Annotated in this window: 10 protein-coding genes; 3 read left to right on the forward strand and 7 right to left on the reverse strand. The window is 72.8% G+C overall.

Annotated features, from left to right (window positions below):
• Positions 1-141 precede the first annotated feature (141 nt).
• Positions 142-1,155: an enolase C-terminal domain-like protein gene (locus ABT352_RS10505; RefSeq protein ID WP_350944170.1), complete on the reverse strand. Its 1,014-nt coding sequence runs from the start codon at positions 1,153-1,155 to the stop codon at positions 142-144.
• A gap of 256 nt (positions 1,156-1,411) precedes the next feature.
• On the reverse strand, positions 1,412-2,920 hold the full coding sequence (locus ABT352_RS10510; RefSeq protein ID WP_350944172.1) for an MFS transporter: 1,509 nt from the start codon (positions 2,918-2,920) through the stop codon (positions 1,412-1,414).
• A gap of 261 nt (positions 2,921-3,181) precedes the next feature.
• On the opposite strand from ABT352_RS10510, the gene ABT352_RS10515 reads away from it, so the two are divergent.
• Positions 3,182-3,811 carry a TetR/AcrR family transcriptional regulator gene (locus ABT352_RS10515; protein WP_350944174.1) on the forward strand — a complete coding sequence of 210 codons (630 nt, stop codon included), beginning with the start codon at positions 3,182-3,184 and terminating at the stop codon, positions 3,809-3,811.
• A 1-nt stretch (position 3,812) separates the two neighbouring features.
• On the forward strand, positions 3,813-4,253 hold the full coding sequence (locus ABT352_RS10520; protein WP_350944176.1) for an acyl-CoA thioesterase: 441 nt from the start codon (positions 3,813-3,815) through the stop codon (positions 4,251-4,253).
• Between the two features lie 270 nt (positions 4,254-4,523).
• Here the strand turns inward: ABT352_RS10520 and ABT352_RS10525 are convergent, their stop codons facing one another.
• From ABT352_RS10525 to ABT352_RS10545, 5 genes are all read right to left on the reverse strand, one after another.
• Positions 4,524-5,675, reverse strand: a complete 1,152-nt coding sequence (locus ABT352_RS10525; protein ID WP_350944177.1) for a VWA domain-containing protein — start codon at positions 5,673-5,675, stop codon at positions 4,524-4,526.
• Positions 5,668-8,205: a DUF5682 family protein gene (locus tag ABT352_RS10530; protein ID WP_350944179.1), complete on the reverse strand. Its 2,538-nt coding sequence runs from the start codon at positions 8,203-8,205 to the stop codon at positions 5,668-5,670. Before ABT352_RS10530 ends, ABT352_RS10525 begins: the two co-directional genes overlap by 8 nt.
• Positions 8,206-8,385: 180 nt before the next feature.
• Positions 8,386-9,453, reverse strand: a complete 1,068-nt coding sequence (locus ABT352_RS10535) for an ATP-binding protein (RefSeq protein WP_350944181.1) — start codon at positions 9,451-9,453, stop codon at positions 8,386-8,388.
• Entirely contained in the window at positions 9,453-10,865 is a 1,413-nt protein-coding gene (locus ABT352_RS10540; protein ID WP_350944183.1) for a DUF5691 domain-containing protein, read from the reverse strand. The genes ABT352_RS10535 and ABT352_RS10540 overlap by 1 nt, the downstream gene beginning before the upstream one ends.
• Positions 10,862-12,397: an SWIM zinc finger family protein gene (locus tag ABT352_RS10545; RefSeq protein ID WP_350944185.1), complete on the reverse strand. Its 1,536-nt coding sequence runs from the start codon at positions 12,395-12,397 to the stop codon at positions 10,862-10,864. The genes ABT352_RS10540 and ABT352_RS10545 overlap by 4 nt, the downstream gene beginning before the upstream one ends.
• Positions 12,398-12,617: 220 nt before the next feature.
• On the opposite strand from ABT352_RS10545, the gene ABT352_RS10550 reads away from it, so the two are divergent.
• Complete coding sequence (locus ABT352_RS10550) at positions 12,618-13,049, forward strand: cupin domain-containing protein (RefSeq protein ID WP_350944187.1); 432 nt, start codon at positions 12,618-12,620, stop codon at positions 13,047-13,049.
• The last annotated feature ends 16 nt before the right edge of the window (positions 13,050-13,065 follow it).

Here is a 13,065-nt window from a genome sequence, read left to right on the forward strand (position 1 = left end):
ACGGTCCTCCGGACGACGGCCGAAGCGCGACCGGGTTCCCCGGACAGGCCGGGGCGCGGTCGACCTCCCGCACGATCCGTCACCGGGCCCTCGGCCACCACATGGCGGGCCGGCGCTCCGGCTTTCACGCCGGGGAGCGCGTCAAGCCAGGTACGACTCCTTGGACAGGCGACGGACCCGGTCCTCGTCGATGCGGTGCCCCAGCCCCACCTGGGTGAGCGGCACGGCCACCACGCCGCCCGACGCGCCGACCGGCGGGTCGACGATCTGCGCGCTGCGCGGCGGCTCGGCCACGTCGCAGGGCAGGTCGCAGCCGGGCAGGCTGGCCGCGGCGACGGTGGCCGCACGGGCCAGCCCAGTGCCCTTTCCTCCAGCGCAGGCGATCTCCCATCCGGCGCGCACCGCGCGGTCGTGCACCCGCCGCACCTCGCGCAGGGAGCCGAGGGCCGCGGGACGGAGCAGCAGCGCCCGGCCCGCCCTCGCGGTGACCGCCTCGTCCAGCTCTTCGGCCGAGGAGACCTCGAGCAGCACCGGGGCGGCGACGCGCTCCTGCAGGTCCGCGTGGTCGCCGAGACTCGCGAGACCGGCGAAGGGGCGCTCGATGACGGAGAGCGTGTAGGCGTCCAGCGCCTCGAGGGCGCCGATGTCGGTGTAGGCGCCGCGGGCGTCCACGCCGATGCCCAGCGCCGGGTACGCCTGACGGACGGCGCGCAGCGGCTCGATGTCCCAGCCCGGGTGAACGTCCAGGGTGACGTGGGCGTACCCGGCGCAGACGTGCCGGTTCACCCGCGCGACCAGGCTCTCCAGGTTGCGCTCCGCGCCGATCCTGACGGTGGCCATGAGCGAGGTGCGGGTGCCGCCCAGCGCGTGGGCGAGCGGCACCCCGCGCATCTTCGCCCACAGATCCCAGCAGGCCATGTCGGCGGCCGACCCTCCGGGAATCGAGCCCAGCTCGTCGGGATGCTCCCAGTCGACGCCGATCAGCGCCTGCGCGAGCCCTTCCTCCAGCGCGACCCAGGTCTTGGGGTCGGCGTCGACGACCTCGCCCCACCCGGTCATCCCGCCATAGTCGGTGAGCCGGACGAGGATGCTCTCCGGCCGCCTGCCGTACGGCAGTATCAGCCGGAACACCTCGAGCTCACGGATACGCGGCATGGACCCCTCGATCTCTCCGAGCCCGAACGACCTCGGACTCCGGCGACTTTCCGTGCCCGGAGAAGCCGGGCCAGGAAACACGAATCCCGCCCGAAGGCGGGACTCCCCCCTCAACACCACGAAGAACGGCGTTCTTCCCATGGTGCCACGGCGTCCGGTGAACGCCTCCGGCGCGAAGGGGGATTCGGTGGAGAGTCCCCCTTCCACCTGAGGTCTCGGACGCGCAGGGGGTTCGGAGCGCAGAGACGAGCAGGTCTCACGTCCTGGGCAGGACCCGGCCGGCGACGAGTGCCCCGGTGGCCGCCATCAGCGCCGTCAGCCAGAAACAGAGCACGTAGACGGCGACCGAGGCGCCCAGGGCCGCGAGGAGCGCCCCGGTGATCGCTACCGCGACGACCGTGTAGACCGACTCGGCGACACCGAGCGACGCGCTGTTCTCCCCCTCCTGCCCCGGGGGCGACAGCTCCAGGACGAGCACGGAAAGCGTCGGGTAGACGATGCCTATACCGAAGCCCAGGATGATCTCGCCGAGGAAGGCGGTGGCGACCGGGACGACGGCGAAGACGGTCAGGCCCATCAGCGCGAGGCCCGCGGCGATCATCACCGAGCCGGAACGCAGCACCACAACCCGGTCGAACCGCTTGCGGCCCACCAGCCAGGACCCGAACGACCAGCTCAGCGCACCGCCGGTCAGGGTGAGCCCGGCCATCGTCAGCGACAGGCCACGCTCCTGGTTCAGCATCAGTGGCAGGAACGCCTCACCGCCGATGGCCGCGCCCGCCGCGATCCCGCGCAGGGAGATCACCGAGGGCAGCCCACGGGCCGCGCGCAGGGTTCCCGGGGGGAGCAGCCGGGGCAGAGCCGCGATCAACGTGGCCAGGCCGGCGGCGAGCAGGACGAACCCGGTGCCGCGCGCCGCGCCGCCAGCCTCCGTGAGCGCCGACGCGCCGTACTGTATGAGCGCCGCCCCTGCCGCGACGAGCAGCGCCCAGCCCAGCCGGCGCGCGATCGAGGACCGGGCGCCGGACGGCCGCTTCGTCACCTCTCCTTCACCCGTCCCTGACACCGCCGCACCCGCGCCGGCCTCCGGAACCGGCTCCATCACCGCCCCCGCCCCTGGTCCCGCTGACACCGGCACCGGTTCCGTCTCGGCCTTCTCCGGCTTCGCCATCGGCGCGGAGGCCAGCCCGCGCCAGAGCAGCAGCGCCGCCGGGAGGAGGATCCCCGTCACGCCGATGAAGACCCAGCGCCAGCCCACGTTCTCCACCACGATGCCGGTGATCACCGGTCCCACCATGGAGGGCACCACCCAGGCCGTCGCGAAGATCGAGAACACCCGGGGATGAAGCTCCGCCGGGTAGGACCGCGAGACCAGCACGTACATCGAGACCTGCAGGATGCCCGCGCCGAATCCCTGTACGAACCGGCCCACGATGAACGCGTCCATCGTCGGCGCCGCCCCGGCGACGACCAGCCCGACGGCGAAGATCGCCACCCCGGTCCACAACGGCGCGACCGGCCCTTTGCGATCCCCCCACCACCCGCCCAGCACCGTCGCGACCACCCCGGCCGCCAGCGCCCCGCTGAACGCCAGCCCGTACAGCGCGTGACCGTCCAGCTCGTCGGCCACGACCGGCATCGCGGTGGCCACCGCGAGATACTCGAAGGCGGCCAGGAAGATGAGGGCCACCATCCCGACCGTGAGAGCGCGGTGGCTCCGGGCGAATATCCCGGCGGGAGGCTTGTCGGTCATCACGGTGGTCATGGGGTCGACGGTACGGCCACCGCGCGGCGGCACGCATCGGCCCCCGGATCAGCCCTTGGTCGTAGGACCGGTGTCCACCAACGCGGGAGGCCGGGCTCGGGGCATCCATACCGTTTCACGGTGATTCCGGCCGACGCCCACGACGCGGGAGGCCAAGCCCAGCGGAAGCGGCGAAGCGGCGAAGCGGCGAAGCGGCGAAGCGGCGAAGCGGCGAAGAATATTAACGACCGTTCGGTCACATTGTTTGCTAGGGTTCCAGACATGATCGACGGACGACTCCAGCGCGGAGAGCGCACTCGCCGGACGGTCCTCGACGCCGCCGTCCGGCTCGCCTCGGTCGAAGGGCTCGACGGCCTGTCACTCGCCCGGCTGACCGCGACACTCGGCGTGAGCAAGTCCGGACTTTTCACTCATTGGCCCGACAAACAATCGCTTCAACTCGCGATCGTGGAACACGCCAGAAAACAGTGGACCGAGCACATCGTCGAGCCCGCCCTGCGCGGCCCTCGGGGGGTGCGCAGGCTGTGGACCCTGCACGAGCGCCGCATCGACTTCTACCGCGCGGGACACCTGCCCGGCGGCTGCTTCTTCGGCACCGTCGACGGCGAGTTCGACGACCGCCCCGGCCCGGTCCACGACGCCGTCGCCGACGCCGTCGGCAGCTGGATGAACCTGCTGACCCGGCTCAGCGAGCTCGCGATCGAGCTGGGCGAGCTGCGGCCCGGCACCGACCCCGCCCAGCTCGCCTTCGAGATCGAGGCACTCGGCTCGGTCGTGGTCGTCCACACCCACCTGCTCAAACGCGAGCACAGCTACCGGTTCGCGCGCACGGCCGTCCTCGAACGGCTCCGTTCCCTCTCGACCGACCCCGGCATCCTCCCGGAGACCTGACATGACGACCGTCCTGCGGAGCGGGCACATCCAGCCCGTCCAGATCCACTTCGACGACCTCGACGCGATGGGCGTCGTCCACAACGCCCGCTACGTCCTGCTTCTCGAGCGGGCGCTGTCCGACTACTGGGCCGAGCGAGGGTGGCCGTTCGACCCCGCCCGGTCGCACTTCGCCGAGATCTTCTTCGTGGTACGCGAGTTCTCCATCACCTACCACACGCCGATCAACACCGTGGGCGAGGCCGCGGTGCACTTCTGGCTGGAACGCCTGGGCACCACCAGCGTGGTGTACGGCTTCCGTGTGCTGTCGGCCGACCACACCGTCGTGCACGCCGAGGGCCGCCGGGTCCAGGTCAGGCTCGACCCGGCCACGCTGCGACCGAGCCCGATGAGCGAGCACCTGCGCGACTCCCTCAAGCAACTGCTCGCCCTCACGCCCTGACCGCGCCACGAGCCGGCCCGGCCTCCTCAACCCCGACCGCGCCAAGAGCCGGCCCGGGCGCCGCACGTTCCGGCCGCGACACAATCCGGTCCGCGTCCCTCACGCCGCGGACCGCGCCACGACCCGGTTCAGGTCCCTCGGACCACCGACCGTGCCACGGTCCGGTTCAGCTCCAGGCCACGGACCGCGCACGGCGAGCCGGGGCCGTCGTCCCCTGACGTCCCGGTGAGGGCGGGCCCCCGTGGCCCTACCGCCCTCACCGGGACGGGATCAGGTGGCGGTGCGCTCCAGCCTGCGCTCGGCCCACTGGCCGATGTCGCGGCGCTCGATCGCCGCGGCCATCAGGTCGGGGAAGGCGTCGGGAGTGCAGGCGAAGGCGGGCACCCCCATCGCCGCGAGCGCCGCGGCGTTGTCGTGGTCGTAGAAGGGCGCCCCCTCGTCCGAGAGCGCGAGCAACACGATCACCTGGACACCGGACGCGGTCATCTGGGCGACCCTGCGGAGCATCTCCTCCCGTACGCCGCCCTCGTAGAGGTCGCTGATCAGGATGAAGATCGAGTCGTTGGGCCGGGTGATGAGCCCCTGGCTGTAGGCGATGGCCCGGTTGATGTCGGTGCCACCGCCGAGCTGGGTGCCGAACAGCAGCTCCACCGGGTCGTGGAGCTGGTCGGTGAGATCGACGACCGCCGTGTCGAAGACGACCAGCGAGGTCCTCAGTGAGCTCATCGAGGCGAGCACCGCGCCGAAGACGCTCGAATAGACGACGGAGGCGGCCATCGACCCGCTCTGGTCGATGCAGAGCACGACCTCGCGCTGGACCGCCCGCTGCCGCCTGCCGTACCCGACGAGCCTGGACGGGATCACCGTGTTGCGCTCGGGCAGGTAGTTCTTCAGGTTGGCCCGGATCGTGCGGTCCCAGTCGATGTCGGCGACCCGCTTGGGCCGGTGGGTCCTCGCCGACCGGTCCAGGGCGCCGGTCACCGCGGCCTTCGTCTTCTGCACCAGTTTCCGCTCCAGCTCGGAGACGACCTTGCGGACCAGCGCCCTGGCCGACTCGCGCGCCTTCTCCGGCATCACCCGGTTGAGCGAGAGGAGCGTGCCGACCATGTGGACGTCCGGCTCGACGGCTTCCAGCATCTCCGGCTCCATCAGCAGCCGGGTCAGGTTCAGCCGCTCGACGGCGTCCTTCTGCATGACCTGGACGACGGTCGAGGGGAAGTAGGAGCGGATGTCGCCCAGCCAGCGCGCCACCCTGGGCGCGGAGGCGCCGAGGCCACCGCTCCGCTCCGACCCCTCGCCGCCGCCGTTGTACAGGGCGGCCAGCGCGCCGTCCATCTGGGCGTCGGTCCCGGTGAGCGAGCACCCTGTGCCGTCCGCGTCGCCGCCCAGGACCATTCGCCAGCGGCGGAGTCTCTCATCCATCGGCGTTGCCCGTCCTTCCAGAGATCGCCGGTCCCAGAATCGTCAGCACGGTCCGCACGGCCGCCGCCGCGCGCTCCTCGTCGAAGTCCTCCGCGTCCGGCGCGAGCTCGCCGCTGCCCGTGCCCAGGGAGCGGACGCGCGAGCCGATCGAGCGCCGCTCCGGGGCGGCGAAGGCGCCGAACGTCCTGCGGAGCAGGGGGAGCACGTCGACGAAGGTCTCGGGGGCGAGCCCGGTGAGCCACTCGTCGATCAGCCCGAGCAGCCGGGGGTCGTGCACGAGCAGCAGTCCGCCCCCCGACAGGAATCCCTCGATCCAGGCGGCCGCCCTGGCCGGCGGGTGTCCCGCCGACATCGCCCGCGACATCCGCCGCCCGACCTCGGCCGTGTCGAGGTCGGCGGCGTCCAGCAGGATCCTGGTGAGCCGTCCCTCGATGAGCCCGTGCAGGTCGGTGCGGCCGCAGGCCCCGCGCAGCGCCACCAGCCACCGCTCCCGCGGCGCCTCCTCCCCGACCTTTCCTGACGCCCCGGAACCCCCCTCGGGAGCGTGGGCGCCGTCCGGGTCGGTGGGGCCGGTATCGAGCAGGGCGACGGCGGCGTGGACGGCGTCGATGTGCCGGATCAGGTCGCGGGCGGCGTCGTCGTCGAGACCGGTGACGGCGCCACCCAGGCCGACGCAGATCCTGGTGAGCATCGCCTCCACGATGGTGGCCAGGCCGGTGGCCGGGGTGCCGCGCACGTCGCCGTAGCGCTGCGCGCGGACCATCGCGGGGAGCGCGTCCATCAGGTGCGTGACGTCGTTGTCGAGAGCGGCCCGCGCCGAGAGGGCGTCGAGCACGTACGGCAGCGCTTCCGGCAGGTCGGCGACGAGGCAGCGCTCCACCAGGCCGGTGAGCCCGGCCAGCGTCACACCGCCGGTCCCGCCCCGCCCGCCACCTCCCGGACCGGCCGCGCCGCCGGAAGCACCGTCTCGGGAGACCGTGCCGGGCGCTCCTCCCCCGTCGGCGAGGTCTCGGACCCGCGCGGCGGCGGCGGCCGGGACGGTCGTGCCCCAGGAACTCGCCTCGATCAGGTCGATGTCGAACTCGGGCCGCCAGGTGAGCGACCACGACTCGCGGAAGGTGCCCTTGCTCCGGCTCTCCTGGGGGGTGCCCCAGCCGACGCCGAGCAGTCGCAGCCGGTGCAGCAGCCTGCTGCGCTCCAGGTCGAGCGGTTTGCGCAGGTCGAGGTCGTACTCCCGATCGAGCGCCTCGGGCTTGAGCCTCACTCGCCGCTGCTCCTCGCGCAGGTGACGCTGGAGAGGGACCATCGGGGTGTCGTCGGGCACCTGGCCGAGCCGCTCCCCGACGACCATACGCCGCTGGATCAGCTCGACCGGCAGGTCGTCGCCCTCGCACAGCACCGCCCTGACCGCCTCGGTGACCTCGGCCAGCCCGGCCAGCGGCCGTCCCCTGAGCACGGCCAGGCTTTCCGCGAGCCGGACCGCCTCGATGACGTGCGCGGAGGAGACCGGCAGGTCCTCCTCGCGGAGCACTCCGGCCGCCGCCGTCAGCCACCGCTCGACCGGCCGGTCGGGGGAGGCGAACAGGTGGTCGTACCAGCCGGGGGAGGTCACTCCCGCGCCGTACCCGCTCCAGGCGGCCAGCCGCCCGTACGTCCACGGCACCCAGGTCATCTCGGCCTTGACCTTGGGCAGTCCTCTGAGCAGCGCGTCGTCGGCCTTCGCCGTGGGCAGCCCGGCTCCCCAGGGCGCGCCCTCGCGCGACGTGCCCGCCAGCGCGGGGACGTGCCAGGCCCCGCAGACCACGGCGATCCGCTCGAACCCGTCTTTCACCGCCCTGCGGATCGTGCGCCGCATGAATGCCTCGCGCCGCGCCTCGTACGCGTCGGCGACGTGCCCCTCGCGGACGGCCTCCATCGCCTCGGCGATCATATGGAACGGGGTGTCGCCGCGGTGCTCGACCGCGTCCTCCCACCACCGCTCCGGGTCGTCGTACCCGGCGGCGCGGGCGAGAGTGCCGATCGGATCGATCCGTACGGACTCCGGGGCGGCGTCGTCCGCCCCGCCGTCCGTGTCGCAGTCCGTGTCGCCGTCGTGGGCCGCTTCGTCCCGGGTGTCGGGGGCCTTGTCGTCCGGTCCTCCCGCTCCGGCGTCCTCCGGTGCCTCCTGCCGCCTGCGCTCCCCCGGCCCGGCGCCCTCGGGCTCGCCGGGACGGGAGGCGAGGCCGTGCACGGCCGGCAGGTCGCAGAAGCGGACCGGGATGTCCGCCGCGACGGCGTGGCGGATCGCCTGCCACTCGGGGGAGAACACCGCGAACGGCCAGAACGCGGCCCTGGACGGCTCACCCGGTACGTGGGCGAGCAACGCGACCGGCGGCCGCAGGTCGGGATCACGGGCCAGTCTGACCAGCTCGTCCGCCTCGGGCGGACCCTCGATGAGAACGACGTCCGGCTTGAGGCGTTCGAGCTCGTCGCGCAGGGACCGCGCCGACCCCGGGCCGTGGTGCCGGATTCCCAGCACGGAGACGCTCATCGGCGTCCCCCGCCCACCCGGGGAGGAAGCGTGACCGGCGGCACCGACGACATGGAAACCGGGAGGGCGAAGACCTGTGAGAGGGTGACCGGACGCGCGAAGACCGGCGGCACGGAGACAGGAACCAGGGGGGCCGAGAACGCGGAGACCGGGAAGGCGCCCGTCTCGGGGGCCACCGCCTCAGCCCGCGTCACGGCAGGCCCGGTAGAAGTCGCGCCAGTCCTGACGCTCGCGCACCACGGTCTCCAGGTATTCACGCCAGACGACGCGGTCGGAGACCGGGTCCTGGATCACGGCGCCGACGATGCCAGAGGCCACGTCGGAAGCACGGAGCACCCCGTCGCCGAAGTGCGCGGCCAGGGCGATGCCGTTGGTGAGGACGGAGATGGCCTCGGCGGTGCTGAGCGTTCCGCTGGGGGACTTGACCTTGGTGCGGCCGTCCTCGGTGACCCCGGTGCGCAGTTCCCTGAAGACCGTGACCACGCGGCGGATCTCCTCCAGGCCGGTGAGGGTCTCGGGCAACTCCAGGGAACGGCCGAGCTGGCCGACCCGCCGGGAGACGATGTCTACCTCCTCCTCGGCGGTGGCGGGGACCGGCAGCACGACGGTGTTGAACCTGCGGCGCAGCGCGCTCGACAGGTCGTTGACGCCCCGGTCGCGGTCGTTCGCGGTGGCGATGATGTTGAAACCACGCGCGGCCTGGACCTCCCGGTTGAGCTCGGGGATCGGCAGCGTCTTCTCCGACAGGACGGTGATCAGCGCGTCCTGGACGTCGGAGGGCATGCGGGTCAGCTCCTCCACGCGGGCGAGCCGCCCCTCGGCCATCGCCCGCATCACCGGGCTCGGCGTGAGCGCCTCCATGGACGGGCCCTCGGCGAGCAGCCTGGCGTAGTTCCAGCCGTAGCGGACGGCCTCCTCCGCGGTGCCCGCCGTCCCCTGCACCAGGAGGGTGGAGTCGCCGCTGATCGCGGCGGCCAGGTGCTCGGACAGCCAGGTCTTGGCGGTGCCGGGCACGCCGAGCAGCAGCAGCGCGCGGTCGGTGGCGAGCGTCGCCACGGCCACCTCGACGATGCGCCGCGGCCCGATGTACTTGGGGGTGATCTGGTCGCCGTCGCCCAGGACGTAGGTGGTCACCGCCCAGGGCGACAGCTTCCAGCCCGGCGGACGGGTGCGATCGTCGCCCTTGGCCAGGATCGCCAGCTCCTCGGCGTACTGGTCTTCGGCGTGGGCCCGCAGAACCGTTGTCACTATCTGAGCTCCTTCAACATGTCGTCACGGAAACGCAGGAGGGCGGCGACCTCCTGGATGGGGGGCTCCGGCGAGAGGCGCCCGGCCATGTCGTGCAGGGTGGGGTCGACGCGTTCGCCGGCGAGTCTGGCCAGCTCCCCGAGGTTCCACGGCTGGGTGCCGGAAACGTCGATGATCTTCTGGAGGACGGCCGTGGCCAGGACGGGCCCCCAGGGGGCCGCGGCCCCGCCGAGGACCATGATCAGCTGACCGTCCAGGCCGTGCCGCCGGACGAAGTCGGCCGCGACGATCTCCTGCTTGTCGCGGGGCAGCGCGGCCAGCAGATCGGCGAGCGGATCCCAGGCGAAGAGCTCCAGCGCCCACTCCGGGTCGCCCTGGATGACGGAGGCCCTGACCCAACCGGCCATGAGCTCCCGACCCCAGTCGACGATCTTCATTCGGACCAGGTCGCGGGGCGGTCGTCCGAGCAGCCGAGGCCAGACGCCGAGCGGGGTGCGGGCCACGGCCTGCTGCAGCCACCAGCTCCGCTCACCGGTCCCCCGGGGCGGTTTCGCCCGGATGCCGTCGCGCTCCATGGTGCTGTCGCAGGCCACCGGCGGGGTGACGTGGATCTCGCCGCCGGAGACGGTGACGTAGCGGGCGACCCGCTCGGCCATGCGCAGGGCCAGGCGCGATCCGGGGAGCCGGGTGAGCAGGTCGGCGGCCTGGTTGCGGACCTCACGGCGGCGGTCGTCGAGCGCGGCCTCCAGGAACGGCTCGTCGTCGGGCGAGAGCCCGGTGACGAGAACCTCCAGGAACGCCGCCCTGTCCTCGGCGGTCTCCTTCTCCCAGCCGGCGGCGAGCAGCTCTCTCGCTCTCGCCGGGTCGGTCGCCCGCAGCGCTCCCAGATGGACGCGGCGGTCACCGAAGGTGCCGAACTCCCAGATCTCGGAGACCTCGTCGGAGCCGGTGGTGGCGGCTCCGGTGACCTCCTCCAGCAGGAAGGCCCACGCCGGGTTCAGCCCGGCCAGCCAGCGTCCGCGGTTTCCCGCGAGGACGCCGAGGTGCGGGCGGATCGACCGGTCCTTGGCCGCGTGGTCGAGAAGCTCGGGCAACAGGTGCGGCGAGAGGCGGTATCCGCGCGCGGCCGCGGTCTCCAGCCACTCGGTGAGCAACCTCGGCTGCTCACCGCCGAGGATGCGGGAGAGCCGCTCCCCCGCGGCGCGCGAGACCGCGGGCTGCTCCTCGGGCGCCGCGACGGCCGACGGCTCGCCCGCGGCGACCGGCCGCCGTCCCGCGCGCATCCGCAGCGTGTGCACGGCCGCGCGACCGAGCAGCTCGACCTCGCTCGCCTCCTGACCCGGCAGAGGGCGCCGGTCGGTCCCGACGAGCGCGGTGGACACCAGGTCCTCCCATTCGGCGGAGGTGCTCACAGGACGATCACCCTGCCTTCCTCGTCCCAGGTCGTGAGAGGGCGCAGCCCTCTCGGGGTCCATTCGGCGGCGACGGTCAGCGGGTGTCCGCCGGAGGTGGCGACCAGCCGCCACGGGGTGCCCGCGGACGGATGGAGCGGCAGACCGCCGGAGGGCCCGGCCAGCAGCCGCGAACCGCTGCCCGCGGGGGTCACCCCCTCCAGCACGAGCGGCCAGGAGTCGAGCCAGGGGTCGCCCGCGAGGGCCTCGGCCACCTCGTCGAGAGCCTGCTCGACGGTGAGGCCTGGCGGCGGCCCCGCCATGGCGCCCCGGTCACGGGCGACGTCATGAGGGGCGGGACCGTCACGAACGTCGCCATGACGACCGGGATCGCGGTGGGCGAGGTCATCGTGAGCGGGATCGCGGTGGGCGGGATCACGGCGAACGGTGTCGTGACGGGCGGTGTCGTGACGGGCGGTGTCGTGACGGGCGGTGTCGTGACGGGCGGCGACCACCGCGCGCAGCGGAGCGGAGCCGGGATAGAACGCCAGGTCGGCGTCGATGGTCGTGCCGGTGACGAGTGAGGCGTCGAGGGCCTGCCCGACCGGGGCGAACGAGAGCACCAGCGCCGCCCGGCCCGTCGCGCGCCCGCGAAGCCAGACCCGGCGCGCGATCAGCCGGTCGTGCTCCTCGTCGCGCCGTCCCAGCACGTCCCACAGGTCGCGCACGGTGCCGCGGGAGAGCACCTCCTCCTTCGTCATCGGAAAGCCGATCCGGTCGCGCACTTTTTCGAGAAGCCCCACGGGAGCCGCTTCCCCGCGCACCGCCTCGTCGTCCAGCGCGCCGGAACGGACCTCGGAGCCGCCGCCCACCCGGAGGGGAAGGCTGCGATGGGCCACGCAGAGCAGGTGCAGCAGCGCGTACTCGCTGAGGAGACGTGCGGGCCAGTCGTCGCCGTCCAGCGCGGCACCGAGGCGCGACAGCGAACCCGCGACGCCGGGCGCCTGGGCGTCGATCAGGCGTTTGACCAGTTCGTCCCACTGATCGTGGCGCCGCGACTTCGCGATGCCCTGCCTGACCTGGTCGGCGAGCCAGCGCTCCAGATCCGACAGCCCCGCGGTCACCCGCTGCTCGCGCTGCGCGGCCCGGCGACCGTCCGCAGGACCGGGCTCGGCGGCCCTGGCCGCGCGGGCCGTCCCCGCCTCCGCCGCCTTGGCCGCGCGACCGCGCCGCCCTTCGAGCCACTCGGCCACCCAGTCGGCGGGCTCCTCGGCGGCCGGAACACCGTCCGCCGACCACAGCAGCAACAGACCGAGGGCGTGTTTGCAGGGAAACTTCCTGCTGGGGCAGTTGCACCGGTAGGCGGGCTCCGACAGGTCGACGCACGCCCGGTAGGGCTTGGAGCCGCTGCCCTTGCACTCGCCCCACACCGCGTCGGCGGTCACGCCGCATCCCGACCACTTGCCGGGGGAGGAAACGCCCTGGGCCGCTTTCTTGGACGAGGCGTCGGGCGCGAGCGCCAGCACCTGATCCCGGTTCCACCGTTCGATCACGGACCGAACCTAGCCAACCCCGCCGACAAATCCGGACCCGTCCGCGACGGCCGTCCCACAGCACGTCGAACGGAACCACACCCCTCAGGGAACCGCACCCCCAACGGCCGTCCCACAGCACGTCGGGCAGAACCGCACCCTCACGGAAGCACACTCCCGAGGGCCGTCCCACAGCACGTCGAACAGAACCGCGTCCCCGGAAGTCCCTAGAATCGGTGCGATGACGACTCCTTCACGTCCTCCGCTCGCCGAGGCCCTCGACCTGCTGCCGCACCCCGAGGGCGGCTGGTTCCGGGAGACCTGGAAGACCTCCGTCGACCTCACCCCGCCCGGGTACGCCGGTGCGCGAGCCACCGCCACCGGAATCTACTTCCTGCTGGAGCCCGGTGAGGAGTCGCGCCCGCACGTGGTCACCTCCGACGAGGTGTGGTTCTGGCACCGGGGCGGCCCGCTGACCCTGATCCTCGGTGGCCACGAGGGCCAGCCCTCGGAGAGCGTGACCCTGGGGCCCAGGGTGGAGGACGGGCAGGTCCTCCAGGCCCTGGTGCCCGGCGGCACCTGGCAGGCCGCCCGTCCCACCGGCGACGAGGGCGTGCTGGTGAGCTGCGTCGTGTCACCGGGCTTCGACTTCGCCGACTTCCGCATGCTTTGACGGAATGCTTTGACGA

Source organism: Streptosporangium sp. NPDC000563, assembly GCF_040299985.1.
Lineage (GTDB): Bacteria > Actinomycetota > Actinomycetes > Streptosporangiales > Streptosporangiaceae > Streptosporangium.